The sequence below is a fragment of the Haloterrigena alkaliphila genome (genome assembly GCF_017352155.2).
GTDB classification, from domain to species: Archaea; Halobacteriota; Halobacteria; order Halobacteriales; family Natrialbaceae; genus Haloterrigena; species Haloterrigena alkaliphila.
Genome location: NZ_CP071462.1, coordinates 3,193,650 through 3,212,508, shown reverse-complemented (window position 1 = coordinate 3,212,508; position 18,859 = coordinate 3,193,650). Strand labels below are relative to the sequence as shown.

22 protein-coding genes are annotated in these 18,859 nt (G+C 67.3%); 15 read left to right on the top strand and 7 right to left on the bottom strand.

What is annotated here, in order from left to right:
- Window positions 1-46: 46 nt before the first annotated feature.
- The 8 genes from J0X25_RS34530 to J0X25_RS34495 all read left to right on the top strand — a co-directional run bounded on the left by J0X25_RS34530 (window position 47) and on the right by J0X25_RS34495 (window position 8,474).
- Window positions 47-1,315 carry a DUF7405 family protein gene (locus J0X25_RS34530; RefSeq protein WP_207288412.1) on the top strand — a complete coding sequence of 423 codons (1,269 nt, stop codon included), beginning with the start codon at window positions 47-49 and terminating at the stop codon, window positions 1,313-1,315.
- 64 nt (window positions 1,316-1,379) lie between these two features.
- Window positions 1,380-2,615: a DUF7350 domain-containing protein gene (locus J0X25_RS34525; protein WP_207288411.1), complete on the top strand. Its 1,236-nt coding sequence runs from the start codon at window positions 1,380-1,382 to the stop codon at window positions 2,613-2,615.
- Window positions 2,612-3,403, top strand: coding sequence for a cohesin domain-containing protein (locus tag J0X25_RS34520; RefSeq protein ID WP_225896679.1), 792 nt, complete (start codon window positions 2,612-2,614; stop codon window positions 3,401-3,403). The genes J0X25_RS34525 and J0X25_RS34520 overlap by 4 nt, the downstream gene beginning before the upstream one ends.
- Window positions 3,404-3,532: 129 nt before the next feature.
- Window positions 3,533-4,471, top strand: coding sequence for a 1,4-dihydroxy-2-naphthoate polyprenyltransferase (locus tag J0X25_RS34515; RefSeq protein WP_207288410.1), 939 nt, complete (start codon window positions 3,533-3,535; stop codon window positions 4,469-4,471).
- A 1-nt stretch (window position 4,472) separates the two neighbouring features.
- Window positions 4,473-5,558 (top strand): mandelate racemase/muconate lactonizing enzyme family protein, encoded by a 1,086-nt coding sequence (locus tag J0X25_RS34510; protein WP_207288409.1) that lies wholly within the window; start codon window positions 4,473-4,475, stop codon window positions 5,556-5,558.
- Window positions 5,555-7,111: a class I adenylate-forming enzyme family protein gene (locus J0X25_RS34505; RefSeq protein ID WP_207290928.1), complete on the top strand. Its 1,557-nt coding sequence runs from the start codon at window positions 5,555-5,557 to the stop codon at window positions 7,109-7,111. Before J0X25_RS34510 ends, J0X25_RS34505 begins: the two co-directional genes overlap by 4 nt.
- 139 nt (window positions 7,112-7,250) lie before the next feature.
- Window positions 7,251-8,051: an NRDE family protein gene (locus J0X25_RS34500; RefSeq protein ID WP_207288408.1), complete on the top strand. Its 801-nt coding sequence runs from the start codon at window positions 7,251-7,253 to the stop codon at window positions 8,049-8,051.
- Between the two features lie 72 nt (window positions 8,052-8,123).
- Entirely contained in the window at window positions 8,124-8,474 is a 351-nt protein-coding gene (locus J0X25_RS34495) for a helix-turn-helix transcriptional regulator (protein WP_207288407.1), read from the top strand.
- Window positions 8,475-8,580: 106 nt separating this feature from the next.
- On the opposite strand, the gene J0X25_RS34490 is transcribed toward J0X25_RS34495, so the two are convergent.
- From J0X25_RS34490 to gatC, 3 genes are all read right to left on the bottom strand, one after another.
- On the bottom strand, window positions 8,581-8,994 hold the full coding sequence (locus J0X25_RS34490) for a DUF8048 family protein (protein ID WP_207288406.1): 414 nt from the start codon (window positions 8,992-8,994) through the stop codon (window positions 8,581-8,583).
- Window positions 8,995-9,102: 108 nt separating this feature from the next.
- Complete coding sequence (gene gatA / locus J0X25_RS34485) at window positions 9,103-10,377, bottom strand: Asp-tRNA(Asn)/Glu-tRNA(Gln) amidotransferase subunit GatA (protein WP_207288405.1); 1,275 nt, start codon at window positions 10,375-10,377, stop codon at window positions 9,103-9,105.
- A gap of 2 nt (window positions 10,378-10,379) precedes the next feature.
- Window positions 10,380-10,658: an Asp-tRNA(Asn)/Glu-tRNA(Gln) amidotransferase subunit GatC gene (gatC, locus tag J0X25_RS34480; RefSeq protein ID WP_207288404.1), complete on the bottom strand. Its 279-nt coding sequence runs from the start codon at window positions 10,656-10,658 to the stop codon at window positions 10,380-10,382.
- 345 nt (window positions 10,659-11,003) lie between these two features.
- Here gatC and J0X25_RS39850 point away from each other — a divergent pair, with 345 nt between their 5' ends.
- Window positions 11,004-11,129, top strand: coding sequence for a hypothetical protein (locus J0X25_RS39850; RefSeq protein ID WP_284145159.1), 126 nt, complete (start codon window positions 11,004-11,006; stop codon window positions 11,127-11,129).
- 211 nt (window positions 11,130-11,340) lie between these two features.
- A complete protein-coding gene (locus J0X25_RS34475; protein ID WP_207288403.1) occupies window positions 11,341-12,255 on the top strand; it encodes an alpha/beta fold hydrolase in 915 nt (304 codons plus the stop codon).
- A gap of 4 nt (window positions 12,256-12,259) precedes the next feature.
- On the opposite strand, the gene J0X25_RS34470 is transcribed toward J0X25_RS34475, so the two are convergent.
- The 3 genes from J0X25_RS34470 to J0X25_RS34460 all read right to left on the bottom strand — a co-directional run bounded on the left by J0X25_RS34470 (window position 12,260) and on the right by J0X25_RS34460 (window position 13,237).
- Window positions 12,260-12,523 (bottom strand): DUF2249 domain-containing protein, encoded by a 264-nt coding sequence (locus J0X25_RS34470; RefSeq protein ID WP_207288402.1) that lies wholly within the window; start codon window positions 12,521-12,523, stop codon window positions 12,260-12,262.
- A 168-nt stretch (window positions 12,524-12,691) separates the two neighbouring features.
- Window positions 12,692-12,925 (bottom strand): DUF2249 domain-containing protein, encoded by a 234-nt coding sequence (locus J0X25_RS34465; RefSeq protein ID WP_207288401.1) that lies wholly within the window; start codon window positions 12,923-12,925, stop codon window positions 12,692-12,694.
- Between the two features lie 81 nt (window positions 12,926-13,006).
- Entirely contained in the window at window positions 13,007-13,237 is a 231-nt protein-coding gene (locus tag J0X25_RS34460) for a DUF2249 domain-containing protein (protein WP_207288400.1), read from the bottom strand.
- 135 nt (window positions 13,238-13,372) lie between these two features.
- Here J0X25_RS34460 and J0X25_RS34455 point away from each other — a divergent pair, with 135 nt between their 5' ends.
- Entirely contained in the window at window positions 13,373-14,047 is a 675-nt protein-coding gene (locus J0X25_RS34455; RefSeq protein WP_207288399.1) for a helix-turn-helix domain-containing protein, read from the top strand.
- On the opposite strand, the gene J0X25_RS34450 is transcribed toward J0X25_RS34455, so the two are convergent.
- The gene (locus J0X25_RS34450) at window positions 14,048-14,371 is read right to left on the bottom strand and encodes a cupin domain-containing protein (RefSeq protein ID WP_207288398.1); all 324 of its coding nucleotides are present in this window, start codon (window positions 14,369-14,371) and stop codon (window positions 14,048-14,050) included. It lies immediately after the preceding gene.
- Window positions 14,372-14,796: 425 nt separating this feature from the next.
- Here J0X25_RS34450 and J0X25_RS34445 point away from each other — a divergent pair, with 425 nt between their 5' ends.
- The 4 genes from J0X25_RS34445 (at window position 14,797) to J0X25_RS34430 (ending at window position 18,794) form a co-directional block, all read left to right on the top strand.
- Window positions 14,797-16,617: a 4Fe-4S ferredoxin N-terminal domain-containing protein gene (locus J0X25_RS34445; RefSeq protein ID WP_207288397.1), complete on the top strand. Its 1,821-nt coding sequence runs from the start codon at window positions 14,797-14,799 to the stop codon at window positions 16,615-16,617.
- Window positions 16,614-17,972: an NrfD/PsrC family molybdoenzyme membrane anchor subunit gene (nrfD, locus tag J0X25_RS34440; RefSeq protein WP_207288396.1), complete on the top strand. Its 1,359-nt coding sequence runs from the start codon at window positions 16,614-16,616 to the stop codon at window positions 17,970-17,972. Before J0X25_RS34445 ends, nrfD begins: the two co-directional genes overlap by 4 nt.
- The gene (locus tag J0X25_RS34435; RefSeq protein ID WP_207288395.1) at window positions 17,972-18,283 is read left to right on the top strand and encodes a hypothetical protein; all 312 of its coding nucleotides are present in this window, start codon (window positions 17,972-17,974) and stop codon (window positions 18,281-18,283) included. The genes nrfD and J0X25_RS34435 overlap by 1 nt, the downstream gene beginning before the upstream one ends.
- 211 nt (window positions 18,284-18,494) lie before the next feature.
- Complete coding sequence (locus tag J0X25_RS34430) at window positions 18,495-18,794, top strand: hypothetical protein (RefSeq protein ID WP_207288394.1); 300 nt, start codon at window positions 18,495-18,497, stop codon at window positions 18,792-18,794.
- Window positions 18,795-18,859 lie beyond the last annotated feature (65 nt).

Sequence of the window (18,859 nt, the reverse complement as noted above, 5' to 3'; positions counted from 1 at the left end):
CTCCTGAGAGAAAACCATTTGAGCGTCGCCACCCGACTCTCGAGTAGTGACACTTCCCGACCGGTCCGCCCTGTCCCGCCGGGACTACCTCCGCGCGCTGGTGGCCGTCGGTGGCGCCTCGGCGCTCAGCGCGTGCCTCTCCGAGAGCGAGGAGATCGACGTCCCCTCGGGTACCGACGATCCCGACTCCCTCCCCGAGCGACAGCACGCCTGGAACGAGTTCCTGTCGCGAGACGACGACGGGAACGTGCTGGCGCCGGAACACCACGTGCTGGTGGCGCTGTCGCTGGCCGCGGAGCCGACCGACGACGCGCGCGAGACGGTCGAATCGGCGCTGCGGACCCTCGAGCGGGCCTACGAGTGGAGCAACGAGGGGCTGGTCTTCACGCTCGGCTACACGCCGGCGTACTTCGACCGCTTCGACGGCTCGCTGCCCGAGGCAGTCGACCTGCCGGCTCCCGAGGCGCTGTCCGCACAGGAGGATCCGTCGTTCGACGAGTACGACGCCGTCCTCCACCTCGCGAGCGACCACTCGCAGGTCGTCCTCGAGGCCGAGGAGGGGCTGTTCGACGAGGTCGACGCGCTCAACGGCGTCGACGTCGAGACCGATCTGACGGGCGTCTTCGAACGCGTCGACGACCGCCGACGGACCGGGTTCGTCGGCGCGGGGCTACCCGCCAACCACACCGATCTCGCGAACGTCCCCGAGTCGGTGCCCGAGGAGGCCCCTTTCTTCATGGGCTTTCGCTCCGGGTTCGCGGAGAGCCAGGCCACCGAGGACCGCGTGACGATCGCGGACGGCCCCTTCGCGGGCGCGACGACCCAGCACATCGAGTCGATGGACGTCCAGTTGCGCACCTGGCTCGAGCAGGACAGCCACTACCAGCGCGTCTCGAAGATGTTCAGCCCGAAACACGCCGAGGAGGAGATGATCGGCGATATCGGCGAGAAACTATCGACGTCGAACGCGCTGAGCGACGAGCGGATCGAGTCGACCGCCGAGGACGCCCGCACTAGAGGCGTCGTCGGCCACGCCCAGAAGGCCGCTCGAGCCCGCGAGGACGGCGACCCGCTGCTGTTGCGCCGGGACTTCAACACCGTCGACGGGGACAGTCCGGGCGTCCACTTCGTCGCCCTCCAGCAGGGGATCGAGAACTTCGTCCGCGTCCGCGAGGCGATGAACGGCGACGAACTCAGCGTCGCGCACGCGAACAACGGCATCCGAAGCTACATCTTCGTTAACCGCCGGGGTAACTACCTCGTGCCGCCGCGCTCGCTGCGGGCGTTGCCGCCGGCGGAGCCGACGACAAACTGACGGCGCAGGATCTGAACACTCGAGCCACGACCAGGACCCAGGGACGAGGATAGAGACGAGACACATGGACAACGACATCGATCGACGGACGTTCGTCGGCTGGACGGGCGCGGTCACCGGCGCGATCGCCCTCGCAGGGTGTATGGAAACCGGCGGCGACGACGAAGACACCGGGGGCGAGGACAACGGGGCCGAAGGGCCGAACGATCCCGACCTGCCGAGGCTCCCCCGGGTCGAGGACCCGCCGAACGCGGTGTACGTCCCGACCCACCGGGAGTCGATGTGGACGATCGATCCGATCACGGCCGGCGACTACACCATCGCGCCGATGCTGTCGATGCCCCACTCGTTCTGGATCCTGACCGGCGGCGCCGGCGGCGCGGACGAAATCCAGCGCGTCGATCCGACCGAGAGCCGGAGCGTCCACATGATGTTCACGCTCTGGGACGCCGAGACCGGCGTCGTCCTGCCGGTCAACGAGGGCGCGACGATCACCGTCTCGAGGGACGGCCAGCGAGTGGGCCAGCCGACCTCACCGTGGCCGATGCTCTCCCAGGGGATGGGCTTTCACTTCGGGGACAACGTGCCCCTCGAGGCGGACGGTACCTACACCGTCGAGGTCGACCTGCCGCCGCTTTCGGTGCGGACGACGGGCGACCTCACGGGTCGATTCACCGAGGGCGCGACTGCGACGTTCGAGTTCGAGTACGACGACGACCTCCGGAACGCGGTCGTCGACGGCATCGAGTACTTCGACGAGGAGTACTGGGGGCAACGCGGGGCTATCGAACCGATGGGTCACGGCGGTGGTGACGACGCCGCAGACGATGGCAACGCCGAAATTCCGTACTCCACGCTCCCGCCCGCCGACGCGTATCCGGGCACGGCGCTCGAGCCGGTCGACGAGTCCGCCACCGACGAGGACGGCAGGCCCCGCAGCGACGACGCGGTATTCGTCGCGACGCTGCTCGAGTCCGGGTCCCGGCTGGTCGACGGGGACGAGCGCTACCTGCTCGTCTCGCCGCGGACGCCGTACAACCGCGTGCCGCTGGCGGACATGGCCCTGAACGCGACGGTCGCACGGAGTGGAGAGAGAGTCGCCGACGCCCCCCTCGAGCAGACGGTCGACGGCGAGTTCGCGCTCCACTACGGGGCCTCGCTCGCGGACGTCCGGCCGGGCGATTCGGTGACGATCACGGTCGAGTCGCCTCCGCAGGTCGCGCGTCATCAGGGGTACGAGACGGCGTTCCTCGAGATACCGTCGGTCGAACTGACGGTACCGGGTGGTGGGGAGCAGTGACGAGCGATCACGCCAGATCCCGTCGTCCCGGATCCCGACTCGCGAGCGTCCTCGCAGCCGCGCTCGCGGGCTGTCTCCTCGTCGGGCTCCTCGTCCCGGCGCCGGTCGCGGCCGGCGACAACGCGGCGATGTTCTACTTCGAACCGAAGGAGGTCGACGTCGAGAGCGGCGAGACGGTGACGATCGACCTCGTCGCGAGCAGTCACGGCGCCTACGGCGACGGGGTCGGCGAACTCTCCGCGACGATCGCGTACGATCCCGACGTGTTCACCGTGACCGACGTCGAACACGGTCCGATGCTGGCCGCGGACGACGGCGACGCCGCGGTCGACGGCGCGGTCGAGATCGACGACGACGCGGGGACGGTGACGATCGAGCAGAAGCGGACGCCCGCCGGCGACGGCGCGACGGCGACCGAGACCGCGGCAACGATCACCCTCGAGGTCGCCGCCGACGCCGAACCGACGACGGAGACGCTCGAGGTCAGGGACGCCGAGATGAGACTCGTCAGCGACGCACAGCAGTCGACGATCGAACACGACGGAACCGTCCACGTCGACGGCGGCGGCGAATCCGGCGGTGACGGTGACGACGGCCCCGACGGCGTCACGCTCGCGAACGAGGGCGAATCGGACGACGGAGCCGAATCCGGCGACGAGACCGAATCCAACGAGGCGACCGACGACGCGTCGGGTGAGGACTCGAGCGACGATTCCGTCCCCGGGTTCACCGTCCCGTCGGTGCTGGTCGGGATCGGCGCGTTGCTCTGGTTCCGAAGCCTTCGGTAGCGGATTCGCGTTCGCCGGTAGCGACCGCTGACCGCCGCTCGCGGTCGGTATCGCCACCTCAATCATCACCGGCTTGGTCGCCGGTCGCAATGCCAACGTTGACACTCCCGCGAGTGGCACACTCGAGCAATGAGTACGGCGGAGGTCGATATCTCACGGACGAAAGCGTGGCTGATGGCCGCACGCCCCCAGACGCTGCCCGCGGCGGCGGCGCCCGTGATCGTCGGGACGGGACTGGCGATCCACGAGGGGGTGATCGCCCCGCTGTCGGCGCTGGTGGCCTTTCTCGGTGCGGCGCTGATCCAGATCGGAACGAACTTCGCGAACGACTACTACGACGCGGTGAAAGGGGCCGACACCGACGACCGCGAGGGGTTCACCCGCGTGACCCAGTCGGGCATCATCTCGCCCGATCGGGTCAAGCAGGCGACGATCGCGACGTTCGGGCTGGCGATCCTCTCGGGAACCTACCTCGTCTACGTCGGCGGACTGCCGATCCTCGTCGTCGGCCTCGTGAGCGTCGTCTGCGGGTGGGCCTACACCGGCGGCCCCTACCCGCTGGGCTATCACGGGCTCGGGGACCTGTTCGTCTTCGTCTTCTTCGGCGTGGTCGCCGTAATGGGGACGTTCTACGTGCAAGCCGCGACGGCGGTGGAGCCGCTGGCGACGACGATCCCGGAGGGGACGGTTACCCGCGAGGCGTTCCTCGCGAGCCTCCCCGTCGCGGGCATCGCGACGGCCATCCTCGTCGTGAACAACGTCCGCGACAAGGAGACCGACGCCGCGGCCGGCAAGCGAACCCTCGCAGTTCGGCTGGGCTACCGGTGGAGCCGCGTCCAGTACGTGGCCATGCTCGCGCTGGCCTACGCGACCCCCGTCTGGTTCTGGCTCGTCGAGGGGTTCGAACCCGGCGTGTTGCTCCCGCTCGTCTCGCTGCCCTACGCGGCCGTCGTCGCCCGAACCGTCTGCACCCGGACCGACGGCGAGGCGCTCAACCCGGCCCTCGAGGGGACCGGGAAGCTCCACGTGATCTTCGCGATCCTGTTCGCCGCGGGGGTGGCCGTCTAGTATGCGCGACGGTGAGGACGATTCGGAGCTGACCCTCGAGTATCGGCCGTTCTCGCTTGATCTCGCCGATCCGTTCGAGACTGCCGACGGGACGATCGACTCGCGGGACGGCTTTCTCGTCCGGATCGCGACGGCGTCGGCGGAGGACGCGCCGGTCGGCTACGGCGAGGCCGCGCCGCTTCAGGGATGGACGGAGTCCCACAGCGACTGCGAGGCCGCCCTCGAGCGCGCGAGCGACGCGATCCGGTCCGGTCCCGCCGCGGCCCTCGAGGCGGTCGACGAACAGGTGGCGGCCAGACACGGGCTCGCGCTGGCGCTCGCCGATCTGGCGGCGACCCGCGAGTCGACGCCGCTGTACCGCTACGTCGGACAGGGCCCGATGGTGGGTCGGGTGCCGGTCAACGCGACCGTCGGCGACGGCTCGCCGACCGAGACGGCGCGCGAGGCCAGCGAGGCCGTCGGCCGCGGCTTCCACACCTGCAAGCTCAAAGCCGGCCGTCGAGACGTCGACGCCGATATCGAACGCGTGCGACGGACTCGCGAAGTCGTCGGCCCGGACGTCGAACTGCGGGTCGACGCGAACGAGGCCTGGACCTACGCGGAGGCGGCGACCGCCCTCGAGGCCTTCGCCGACCTCGACGTGTCCGTCCTCGAGCAACCGCTGCCGGCGGGGGCACTCGAGGGTCACGCCGATCTCCGGGCCGACGACCTCGGGGATGGCGTGGCGATCGCGCTGGACGAAGGACTCCTCGAGCACGGCATCGACGCGATCTGTGAAGCGGAGGCCGCCGACGCCGTCGTGCTGAAGCCGATGGCGCTCGGTGGAATCGACGTGGCCCGCAAGGTCGCGGCGTGGGTCCAGGAGCTCGAACTGGTGCCGATCGTGACGACCACGATCGACGGGGTCGTCGCCCGAACGGGCGCGGTCCACCTCGCCGCGTCGATCCCCGACGTCCCCGCCTGCGGGCTGGCCACGGCGGGATTGCTCGCCGAAGACCTCGGACGGGATCCGGTCCTGCTCGAGAAGGGATCGGCCGTCATCCCGCAGACGAAGGGGCTGGGCATCGAGGGGGTGTGGGAGGAGTGAGCCGCGGGCCGGTCGAGTGGCCGACGCGCGACCTCCTCGCCCACCGCGCGTCGACGACGCCGGACGCGACGGCCGTGATCGACGCCGACGCGGACGAGTCGTGGACGTACGTCGAATTCGACGCGCGGATCGATGCCGTCACCGAGCGCCTCGAGGAGGTCGTCTACGGCCCCGACGACCGCCTCGGCGTCCTGCTGGACACTCGCGTCGCATTCGCCGAGATCTACTTCGCCGCGATGCGCCGCGGCGTCACGGTCGTCCCGCTGAACGTCCGCGAGACGGCCGCCGAACTCGAGTCGAAGGTCCGGCGGACCGACCTCGACGCGCTGGTCTGCGAGTCCGAGACGGAGGGGCTCGCCGTGGACGTTGCGGACTGTCCCGTCGTCTCGGTCGACGAGCCCGGACGCGAGGGTGTGGACTCGCTCCGTCCGGATCCCGAACGGACTGCGGGCGCGAACGTAGATCCCGTCCCCCTCGAGCGCGACCAGACGCACCTGCTCATGTTCACCTCGGGTACCTCGGGCGAGCCGAAAATCGTTCGCCTGACCGTCGGTAACCTCGTCTCGAGCGCCACCGCCTCGGCGTTTCGACTGGGGGTGACGCCCGACGACCGGTGGCTCTGCTGTCTCCCGATGTACCACATGGGCGGGCTGGCGCCGGTCGTTCGCTCGACGCTGTACGGAACGACGGTCGTGATTCAGCGCTCGTTCGATCCGGAGTCGACCGCTCACGTGATTGAGGAGTACGACATTACGGGCGTCTCGCTCGTCCCGACGATGTGCAAGCGGCTGCTCGACGCCGGCTGGTCGCCGCCGGACTCGCTGCGGTTCGTCCTGCTGGGCGGCGCGCCCGCGACGACCGAACTGCTCGAGCGCTGTCGCGAGGCCGGCGTGCCGGTCTCCCCGACCTACGGGATGACCGAGACCGCCTCGCAGATCGCGACCGCGATGCCCGACGAGACGGCCCGGTACGAGGGGACCGTCGGTCGCCCCCTCGTATCGACCGACGTGACGGTCGTCGACGAGTCCGGTGACCCCGTCCCGACCGGCGAGGCCGGCGAACTCGTCGTCTCCGGACCGACGGTGACGCCGGGCTACCTCTCGGAGGTGGCGACCGAGGCCGCGTTCGGCGAGCGCGGACTGCACACCGGCGATATCGGCTACCGGGACGACGGCGGCCGGCTGTGGATCCTCAATCGCCGGAGCGACCGGATCGTCACCGGCGGCGAGAACGTCGACCCCGGCGAGGTGCTCGAGACCCTGCGGAACTACCCGGGCGTCGAGGAGGCGGCGGTCGTCGGCCTCGAGGATCCCGAGTGGGGCGAGCGCGTGGCCGCGCTGGTCGTCCCCGAGGGGGGCGACATCGACGCCGACGTTGCGACCGAGTCGATCGATCTCGAGGCGTTGCTCGCCCACTGCGACGACCGGCTGGCCGGCTTCAAGCGGCCGAAGACGATCGGCGTCGCCGACGCGCTGCCTCGGACTGCATCTGGAACCGTCGACCGGGAGGCGGTTCGGCAACGGTTGCTCGAGAACGGGATCGGTCTGACTTGATCAGACTTGGCCTGACCTGATCTGACCTACTCTGTTCTGACTCGAGCCCTCCAGTTGTGGCGCTTCTCGACCGCTTACGCGTCCCCTCGAGACTGCCGCCGAACCCGGAGTTAAGTCGCTTCGTCACCTATCGGCGGTCGTGTGTACACTGACCCTCGCCTGGCAGGTCTTCGACGACGCGCCGGTCGCGGTCGCCGCCAACCGCGACGAGGCGGTCGGCCGGGACTCCCGGCCGCCGGGCGTCTACCGCGAGGAGCCGCTGATCGTCGCGCCGCGGGACGCCGAAGCCGGCGGCACGTGGATCGGCTACAACGAACACGGCGTCTTCGCGGGGATCACGAACAAGTGGACCGACGCCGACCTCGCCGCGGAGCGGTCGCGCGGCCTGCTCGTCGCGGACGTTCTCGAGGCCGAGTCCGCCGCCGAAGCCGGATCGATCCTCGCGGACGCGGTCGCCACCGACGAGTACGACGGCTTCTACCTCGTGCTCGCCGACGCGTCGGAAGCGTCCTGCTACCTGTGGGACGGCGACCTCGAGCGCGTCGACTTCGACCCCGGAGTCCACGTCGTGGTGAACGTCGCCGTCGACGAGACGGTCGACGTTCCCGCGTTCCGACGGGAGGCGGGTCGCCAGCAGGCCGACAACGCCAGCGCGGTCCGCGAGGCGCTGTCGGTCGCGGCCGGCGAATCGGTCGACGTCTGGCTCGAGCGCGCCGGCAGCGTCCTCGGGAACCACGAGTACGGCGTCTGTATCCACCAGGACGGATTCGGGACGCGCTCGTCGTCGCTGATCGCGCTCGGGGCCGACGGGGCGCGTTACGAGTTCGCACCGGGACCGCCCTGTACGACGTCGTACGAGCGCGTGGCGCTCGAGGATGACGCGGCGTCGATCTCGGACGCCGCCGGAGACGGCGAGTTCGACGTCGAAGGGCAGGTTTAAGCGCCTCGCTCCATCTTGTACGCACATGGACGCACTCCTGCCCCTAGCGACGAGTACGGAGAGGTGGTCACCGTGAGCGTGCCGACGGCCGAAGCGGAACTCTCCGAGGACGAGCGAGCGGGCCTCGAACTCGTCCGCGAGACCGGCGGCATCCACCAGAGCGACTTCTGGAAGGAACTGGGCGTTTCCTCGCGCAAGGGCAGTCGGATCGTCGAGTCGCTCGTCGAGAAGGAACTGGTCGATCGGGAGGAGACGGTTTACGACGGACACAACACCTACTACATCGCGCCGACCGCCCGCGATCTCGAGTTCCGGCTCCTGATGGCCGGCGACATGCTCTCGCCGTTCATCGGCGAGGAGGAGGTCGATCCCAACAGCGACGCCTTCTCGCAGTGGATCATGAACCTCGCCTACGAGGAGTGAGCGGCTGCGACCGCCTCGAGCGCGGTCCGTTTTTGCCGGAGACTGTCACCACTGGTCAGTGAGCTGTGGCGAGCGGAAACAGCGTCGAAAATCACTCGGAGGAACGCTACTCGTAGGGGTCGAATCGCTCGATGAGGACGAACGGATCGCGTTCGCGATTGTAGTAGGGCACGTCGCCGTCGATGGCTTCGATCAGCCGTCGGTGGACTTCCCGCGCGGCCCGGCCCTCGTCGGGCTCGAGGTGGTGGCGGCCCCGCATGTCGGTCCAGAACCCGCCGTCGAGCCAGAGCAACGTCTCGTCGTTGGACTGGTAGACGACGTCTCCCTCCTCGGTCAATCCCTCGATCGCGAACTGGCGTCCCGAGAGCTGTGCCCGGGCGAGGACGGCCACCAGCTGTCGCCGGGACACCGACGCGTGCAGCGCCACGTCGTCGATCGTCTCCCCGAAGTACCCCTCGACGAGGTCGCACGCCCGCGAGAACTCGTCGAATTGAACCTCTTGATCTTGCGTAAGCTTCATTGAGCAGTCACCAGACGAACGATTCGTTGTCTGTACCGTTCGCAAAATCAGTATAAAAACCTATCTTCCGAATCGAGTCGTGAGCCGCGACCTGCGGGTCCGAGCGCGTCAGGCGAGCGCGCTCGCGGCGCGGATCAGTCGCTCCTCGCCGAACGCGGGACCGACGAGCTGGAGTCCGACCGGGAGTCCGTCGGTTTCGCCGGCGGGCACCGAGATGGCCGGCAGGTCGGCCAGATTGATCGGGACGGTGTTCGCGTCCGCGAGGTACATCTGGAGCGGGTCGTCGAGGCTCTCGCCGAGTTCGAACGGCGGAACCGGCATCGTCGGGCTGGCGAGCACGTCGGCCTCGGAGAGCGCCTCGTCGAAGTCCTGCTTGACCCACGCGCGAGCGTCCTGGGCCTTCTTGTAGTACTTGTCGTGGTAGCCCGCCGAGAGGGCGTAGGTGCCCAGCAGGATCCGGCGCTTGACCTCGTCGCCGAACCCTTCCTTGCGGGTCTGGGCGAAGGTCTCGTTCCAGTTCCCCTCGGCGTCGCTCGAGTGCCCGTAGCGAACCCCGTCGAACCGCGCGAGATTGGAGGAGGCCTCCGACATCGCGATCACGTAGTAGGCCTCGACGGCGTGTTCGACCGACGGCAGGGAGACCTCGTGGTACTCGGCGCCCCGATCCTCGAGTTCGCCGATGGCGTCCCAGAACGTCTCGACGACCCCCTCGTCGGCGCCCTCGAGCAGTTCCGTCGGGACGCCGATCTGCAGGTCGTTGACGCTGCCGGTGGCGGCGTCGGCGTAGCTCGCATCGTCCGCAAGGGGCGTCTCGCGGGTCGTCGCGTCTCTGTCGTCTTCGCCGGCGATGACGTCGAGCAACTGCGCGGCGTCCTCGACGGTCTCGCCGAAGGGGCCGATCTGCTCGAGGCTGTTCGCGTAGGCGACGAGCCCGTACCGCGAAACCAGTCCGTAGGTGGGCTTGATTCCCACGACGCCGCAGAAGGCGGCGGGACAGCGGACCGAGCCGCCGGTGTCCGAGCCCAGCGCCAGGTCGGCCTCGCCGGCGGCGACGGCAGCGGCGGAGCCCCCGGAGGAGCCGCCGGGGACGTGGCCCGGTGCCGCCGGGTTGTCCGTCGAGCCGAAGTGGGAGGTTTCCGTCGTGGTCCCCATGCCGAACTCGTCCATGTTGGCCTTGCCGACGATGGTCGCGCCCGCCGCTTTCAGGCGTTCGACGACCGTCGCGTCGTAGGGCGGGACGTACTCCGCGAGCATCTTCGAGCCGCAGGTCGTCCGGACGCCCTCGGTCGAGATGTTGTCCTTGACGGCGACGGTCGTCCCCGACAGCGGGCCGTCGTCCGCACCCTCGATGCGTTCCTCCGTGATGAAGATGTTTGCCGACATGATCAGGAAACGTTCGGCCCCTTGAAGTAGCCGTCCTCGGTCTCCGACGCGTTCTCGAGTGCGGCCTCCCGGTCGAGGGAGTCGCGGTCCTCGTCGGGCCGCATCACGTTCGTCAGGTCGGCCTCGCGGTCGACTTCGGGCACCTCGTCCAGCGTCTCGAAGTACTCGAGGATGTCCCTGAACTGCTCGGTGAACCGGTCGACCTCGTCGTCCGCGAGGTCGACGCGAGCCAGCTCCGCGACGTGGCGGACCTCCTCGGGACTCACGGCGTCGTCGCTCATACCTGTTCGCACCGGCCTCCGGAGAGTAAGGGTTTCGATACGGGAACGCCGGTGTTGCAGCGGCCCGGTGCCGGCCGCCCGCCCCGTAACGGATGTACCGCAACCGACGATCCGGCGCTGCATCCGCCTCGTCGGGACTCCTCTGCTGCGACCGCGTCCGGAACTGACGCCCCGCGACCACACCGTCCGTCACGAGATCGAGCGGGTGTCCGATCAGATCGCACGACTCACCGGTGATCGCGTTCGCCGTCAATACCGGATTGGTTCGAGTTATTTCGACACTAACCGGAACGAACCGATTATAATCGCTATATACTGAATATCGTCTCTAACAATCTGTCTCACATGCACTGCGACAACTGCCAGTCCGACGAGGTCGCGTACACCCTGACGACCCACGTCGCGGACGAACCGTCGACGCAGGTCGACCTGCACTTCTGCTCGAGCGAGTGCCTGCGCGTCTGGACGTGACCCGGGATCCGATCGCGAGATAGCCGCGACGACGTACGGTTGCCCCAGCCCGGCGACGATCAGGACGCCGCCGATCTCATTCGATCCCGAGTAGTGAAATACTCGCGAACGTCGATCGGCTTCGAGTCATCGTCTCCCGTTCGCTCGCGGGGACTCGCGCCCAGGCGAAATGACCCCAACCGGTATCACTCGCTTCCTCGTCGGATCGCGTATGTGTGCAGGATCCGCCGCCGGCCTCGAGACGACCCCGAGACACCTCTCGTCGGTCGAGACCGAATCGATCGTTCGACGCGTCAACGGGATCCGACTGCACGCGGTCGTCGCCGGTGACGAGGCGGACCCGCTGGTCGTCCTGCTCCACGGCTTTCCCGAGTACTGGTACGGCTGGCGCCACCAGATCGGACCGCTCGTCGACGCCGGCTACCGCGTGCTCGTCCCCGATCAGCGCGGCTACAACCTGAGCGAGAAGCCCGGCGACGTCCGCTCGTACCGACTCCACGAGTGCTCGCGGGACGTCGCCGACCTCGTCGCGAGCGAGGGTGGTGGCGACGCCCGCGTCGTCGGCCACGATTGGGGCGGCCTCGTGGCCTGGGACCTCGCGCTCCGGCACCCGAGCGCGGTCGATCGGCTCGCGATCGTCAACGCTCCGCATCCGACCGTCTACCGCCAGCACCTCCTCGCGAACCCCGAGCAGCTTCGACGGAGTTGGTACGCGCTGTACTTTCAACTTCCGTGGGTGCCCGAGTTCGCCATCCGGGCGAGCGACTATCGGTTGCTCGAGCGAACGCTTCGAGAAACGGCCGCGCCGGGGACGTTCACCGACGCCGAACTGGAGCGATACCGCCGGGCCTGGGGACGTGACGGCGCGCTGACCGGCATGCTCGACTGGTATCGGGCTGCCGGCCGCCACCCGCCGTCGCCGCCGCGCGAGCGGGTCGACGCGCCGACGCTGATCGTCTGGGGCGAGGACGACGCCGCGCTGACGACGCCGCTGGCGATCGACAGCGACCAGCGCTGCGAGACCAGTCGGCTCGAGCTCCTTCCGGAGACGAGTCACTGGGTGCAACACGAACGGCCCGAACGACTCTCGGAACTGCTCCTCGAGGCGTTCGAGCGCGACCGGTGATCGGTTACGGTCGCCAGATGACGGTCACGACCTCGTCGTCCCGTTCGACGGTCTCGTAGTCGTAGCCGCGATCCTCGAGTTTCGGGTAGAGGAACTGCGGAACCCGGTCGTTGCGCTGGACCAGCACCGTCTTGTCGGGGAGGTCGGCGAGCGTCTCGAGGGTCGTCACGAGCGGTTCGGGCGGCCCCAGCGAGTGGACGTCGACGAACTCCCGCGGTCGATCGCCCGGGGCATCGGTACGGTCGACGACGGTATCGTACGATTGCATACGCGAGGAAAGGCGGCGTCGATACCTCGGTTTCGCCCCGTACATGTTCGCCCCGTTGAGCGTCGATGAACGGTGTAGAACGCGAGTGGTATCAAATGGGAGCAGCGTCGGCAGAAAAAGCGCGCGGTGGAAGCAGGTGGGTGGGTGATTCGCGCGGTACCGGGGCGACTACGCCTCCGTCTTCGGAAACTGTGCGACGAACTCGTCGGGCGCGACGCGTTCGACTTCGTAGCTGTCGGCGTCGAACGTCTCGACCTCCGCCTGGAACTCGTAGAACAGCGGCTTCGGTTCGTGATCGTTGACGATGGTCAGCGTCTCGCCGGGCTCGAGATCGTCGAACGCGTCGTGGATGGTCGGATGACGATCAACCGGCGGGATGTCCCTGACGTCGAGTCGTGTCATGCACGTGGATCTGAATCGCGAGGGCGCAAGGGTATTCGTCCGAACCTGTTCGGCTCGAGCCCGGCCGTCGGCCCGGACCGTCTAGGCGTGTTCGATGTGGACGTACCAGAGCCCGTCGCGCTGCTCGGACTCGTGGGTGAATCCGCGCTCGTCGAGTTCCGCGTAGAGGGGGACCGGTTCGAACGGGACGATCAGGCGCAGACGGTCGTCGGCCGGGAGTTCCTCGAGCGCGGCGACGATGTCCTCGAACGGCGGGCCGTCGATCTCGCGAACGTCGAGCGTGGCGTCGACAGCGGAGTGTTCCGGTGCCATGCCCGAACGATAGCGGCGAACGGAGGTGGCCGTTCGGGCGAACGTGTTCGACGACGCTCGTCTTCCCAGCCGGTGGGAACGACCGCGAATATATTCGACGGCACGGGTATAAGCAGTCGAACGGAACACGTTCGTATGGCTCAGGCGACACTCACAATCACGATGCCGGAAGAGATCTGGATTCAACAGCTGTCGACGGCGTACCCCTCGGCCACCTTCCGGGTGCTCGCGGCCGTCCCCGGATCCGAAACCGGGTTCGCGCTGGTCCGGATCACCGGCCCCGACGTCGCGGACGTGGTCGAGGAGATGCGCGACCACGCCCAGATCACCGAACTCTCGCTCGCCCAGTACAGCGAGAACGAGGTGACCGTCCACTTCGAGACGACGGCGCCGCTGTTGTTGTTCTCCTCCCGGGAATCGGGGATGCCGATCGAACTCCCCGTCGAAATCGTCGACGGCGAGGCGACGATCGAGGTGACCGGATCCCGGGACCGCCTCGCCCAACTCGCCGAACAACTCGAGAACTTCGGCCTCCAGTACCGGATCGAACACGTCCGCGAGCGCCTCCACGAGAGCCAGTTGCTCTCGGAGCGCCAACTCGAGGTCGTCGTCGCCGCGGTGCGGGAAGGCTACTACGACACGCCGCGACGGTGTTCGCTGACGGAGCTCGCCGGGCAACTGGACATCGCGAAGTCGACCTGCAGCGAGACGCTCCACCGGGCCGAGGAGGCGATCATCAAGCGGTTCGTCGAGGATCTGCCGAACGTCGACGACGAGGAGTCCCTCGAGGAGCAACTCGCGACGAACTGATCAGTCCGCTCGCGGCGCGAGAACGAGCAACGCCGTCGAGTCGACCTGAGCCGTTGGTGCGATCTCTTGCTCGCCGTCGAACCTGACGACCTCTCCCGCGGCGACCTCGCGTTCGTCGTCGCCGAGCGCGATCGTGAGCCGTCCCTCGAGCACGTGACAGACGATTTCCCGGCCGGGATGGCGATGGGCCGGGACGCCCTCGCCGGCCTCGAGTCGGAGGCGGACCGTCTTCGGTTCGTCGAACACCTGCGCGTGAGGCGTCGCCTCGAGGTCCGCGAGCCGCTGGAGTTCCGTCGGTATCAGGGATCGGTCGGTGTCGCTCATACGATCAGTCGTTCGTCTCGGCAGACCGTGGCGGTTGAGCCGAATATATTCGGCCCCCTCTCGTGACATCGTACCCGGTCAGGCGGCCGAAGGTCGAACCTGCCGGCTCCCGCTTCCGATCCGATTCGTGCCGGTCGAGAAACTCCCTCGGAGTTGTCGGCGACGGGAGCGGAGGTACCTGCTACCCCTCTGTACTGTTATTCGATAGCCTGTGCCAGCAATTGACGGGGAGGGATAGTACAATCCAACTTATATAGGCGAACATATTCGCACCGATTCTCACGCCGTGGAAATCGGCTGTATACTTCAACCTTATCTAGTTGTGAGTCCGGTGTAGAGGATCCATATATGACCGTATTCAACTGCGTGTCGGCGTGTAATTACTTCGCATCATCCGGATTCTCGTCCGGAGGTGTTCGTTCCGAATGAGCACGGACGACGAATCGTTCCACCCGCTCGGTAACGAGTGGGAGGGGGAACTCGAGGAGATGCTCGACGATACCGAGTACGATACCGATCTCGGGATGCAGATGGCCCAGGACGCGATGCGGGTCACCAAGGGCGAGCTCTCCGAGGCCGAATTCCACGAGAAGTATCACGACGACGTGATGGAGGAGTTCGGCGAGGATCAGCGCCCGACCGAAGCCGCCTACGAGCAGGCCCAGCAGGAGAAGAAGGGCACGATGACGCGGATGCTCGAGGCCTTCGACGGCGACGGCGAGGAGAGTCGCCGCGACGCCATGAAGAAGATGGGGGTCGGCGCGACCGCCGTCGGACTCGGCGCCTGGGGGACCGTCGACCAGCCCTCGCTCGCCGAGGAAGGGGGCGCAGGCCCACACACCGAGACGGAGACGGACGACGGCACCCAGTGGGGGATGGTGCTCGACCTCGAGCGCTGTGACGGCTGTCTCTCCTGTGTACAGGCCTGTAGCTCGGAGAACCAGCTCGACGACGGGGTCAACTGGATGTACATTCTCGACTACGAGGACCCCGGCGACCACTCCGAGCGAAGTCGGAACCGACTCATCCGACCCTGCCAGCACTGTACCGACGCTCCCTGTGAGAAGGTGTGCCCGACGACGGCCCGCCACACTCGCGACAAGGACGGTCTCGTCCTGACCGACTACGACGTCTGCATCGGCTGTCGCTACTGTCAGGTCGCCTGTCCGTACGGCGTCAACTACTTCCAGTGGGACGAACCGGACACGGACTTCAGCGAACTCGACGAGAGCCACACCTTCGCCGACTACGACCACGGCGAGCGGTGGGTCGACAGCCGCGCCCCGCGAGGCACCATGAGCAAGTGTACGATGTGTCCCTCGCGACAGGACGGCCACCGCGGCGAGGACAAGGTCGGCACGACCGCCTGCGAGGAGGCCTGTCCGCCGAACGCGATCAACTTCGGCGACATGAACGATCCCGAGAGCCGCCCGCAGCAGTACCTCACCAACGTCGTCTCCACTCGCGCCCAGAACCAGGTCGACGGGCGGAGCCCCAACCGCGATGAGGTCCGCCAGTCCTACGAGTTCGTCCAGGGCGACCGCGACCTCCTCGACGTCGGCTACATCGATTCCGACTGGGACAAAGACGAGATCGAGGCCGTCCGCTACCTCCGCGGGGAGGTCGAGACGACGGACCTGCAGTACCTGATCGACTACGAAGAGGACTTCGAGGACGAAGCGGCGGCCGAAGAAGCCGCCGCCGAGGAAGTCAGATCGATCGTCACGGAAATCGTCGAAGACGAGTTCTCCGACGACGACCGCTCCGACGAGGAAATTCAGGCGATCGTCGACGCCGTGCTCGGCGAAAGCGACGGCAGCAACGTCAGCGAAGACGACCAGCAGCGCGCCGAGAGCGCGCTCGACGCCGTCGTCACGGAGTCCGAGCAGGCCGTCCAGAACACCGTCGACCGCTACGAATCCCGCGAGATCACGCCGGCCGAAGTCGAGGAATCGCTGTTGATCCTCGAGGGCGAGGAAGAGGAGCCGTGGGTGACCGAAGAAGGGATCACCAACGAGGAGTCCGCCCAGCAGGTCCTCGAGGCCTACGCCGGCGGCGACGCGTCGACGTTCAAGCTGCTCGAGGACGTCGGCACCCACCCGAACGTCACGTACATCGGCAACGAGCCCGGTCCGGAGGCCGAACAGGTCGAGGGCCCCGTCGCCTACGAAGACGTCGGTCTGGTTGACAAGCGACAGGACGTCCTCGACGAGAGGACCGTCGGTGATGCGGGGATCTCACTATGAGCACGAAACTGCCCACGGAGGAGGACATCCTCCGACCGATCAACACGTTCACGAAGAAGTACATCATCCTATACGGCGTCTCCGCCCTGGCCCTCGTGGCCTTCCTCGTGGCCTGGGCCTACCAGCTCCAGCAGGGACTGATCGTCACCGGCCTCGGCGACTGGGGCTCCGGTGGCGGCTCCACCTGGGGACTGTACATCGGCGCGTTCATCTGGTGGGTCGGGATCGCTCACGGCGGGATCATCCTCTCGGCCGCAGTGCGCCTGCTGGGGATGGACCGCTACATGCCGGTCGCCCGACTCGCAGAGATGCTGACGATCGCCGGCCTCTCCGCGGCGGGCTTCTACATTCTGGTCCACATGGGCCGACCAGACCGAATGGTCACGAGCGTCATCGGTCACTACCACATTACGGTGAACAACTCGCCGCTGGTGTGGGACGTGACCGTCATCACGGCCTACTTCGTGATGACCGCGACCTACCTCGGCCTGACGCTGCGCTACGACGTCAGCCGACTGCGCGACGACATGCCGTCTCACTTCAGTCCGCTCTACGATCTGCTGACGATCGGCTACACGGAGAAGGAAGACGAGATCGTCGAGCGGATGGTCTGGTGGCTGGCCGCGGCGGTCATCATCATGGCCCCGCTCCTGCTCCACGGTGGCGTCATCCCGTGGCTGTTCTCGCTGCTGCCGGCGATGCCCGCCTGGACCGGTGCGATTCAGGGGCCGCAGTTCCTCTCGATCGCGCTCACCTCGGCGATCAGCGGCGTGATCCTCATCGCGGCTGCCTTCCGGCGCGCCTACGACTGGGATCACATCTTCACGGACGACATCTTCCGTGGACTGCTCCTGTGGCTCGGGTTCTTCTGCCTGCTGTTCCTGTGGTTCCAGCTCCAGCAGCTCATCAACGGGCTGTTCCTCGGCCCGCTCGACCAGGCCCACGCGGTGGAGGGCAAGGTCGGCCACCCGGTCTATCAGGTCTCGATGCTGATGGTCCTCGGGACGCTTATCTACATCTTCCTGCAGGGCATCCGTCCGGCGCTGTTCAGCCGCGCCCGCGCCATGGTCGCCGGCGTCGTCGTCCTCACCGCGACCTTCCTCGAGAAGTTGCTGTTCGTCGTGGAAGGGTTCCTGCACCCGACGTTCGACATCTACGCGGCCACGCCCGGGGAGTACTTCCCGAGCGTGATCGAGTGGCTCTCGCTCGCGGGAACGATCGGCATGGTCGTGCTGATCTTCCTCAACATCTCGAAGGTCGTACCCGTCGTCGAACTCCACGCCCTCCAACACATGCGCGGCGAGCACGAACACAAAGAAGATGAACACACCACGGAACCGGAGGTGAACGCGTAATGTCGCTCGCAACCCTGCCGATGCAACTCCTCTACCACGGCTACAGCGGTACCGAGGGCTTCACCGGCTTCGTCAACGAGGGGACCTGGATCATCTTCGCGGTCATCCTGGTCCCGATCTACGTCATGCTCATCTCGTGGTTCACCGGGACGCCCCGCGACACGAAGACCGGACTGCTCGGCGTCTCCTACCTCGTCGGGCTGACCACGATGATGTGGGTCGGGATGTTCGTTTTGACCGTCCTGATCGGCATCGTCTTCTACGGCGGCGCGCCGGAGCCGTTCACCAACCCCGGCCCGCCGGGATACTAGATCGCATCGCCGTCGAATCACCGGTTTATTTTTTGCGCGTTCCGTCCTCGAGCGACGGGCTCTCGGTCGGGTCGGATGATCGCGCGCGACGCTCGTCGACGCCGAACGGCAGACGGCCCGCGCGTGCAACTATGGTCCACGGTACCGCGTCACAAACGAACCATGCACAGGCAGGGGAAACCACGACCCTCTCCGACGGAAAACGTCCCGTATGATCTCCGACACGCTGGCGACGGTCCTCTACCACGGCTACGAGGGGACGCAGGGGTGGACCGGATTCCCCAACGAGGGGACCTGGATCATCTTCGCGGTCATTCTGGTCCCGATCTACGTGATGCTCGTCGCCTGGTTCGTCGGCACGCCCCGCAACACGACGACGGGCCTGCTCGGCGTCACCTATCTCGTCGGCATCGCGACGACCATGTGGGTCTCGATGCTCGTGCTGACTATCATCATCGGACTCGTCTTCTACGGCGGAATCCCCGAACCGTTCGGAGATCCCGGACTGTGACGACGGCGGAGAGTCCCGGATCGTCCCGATAGCGGGGGTTCCCGCCCGTGGTTCGACTGCAGAAC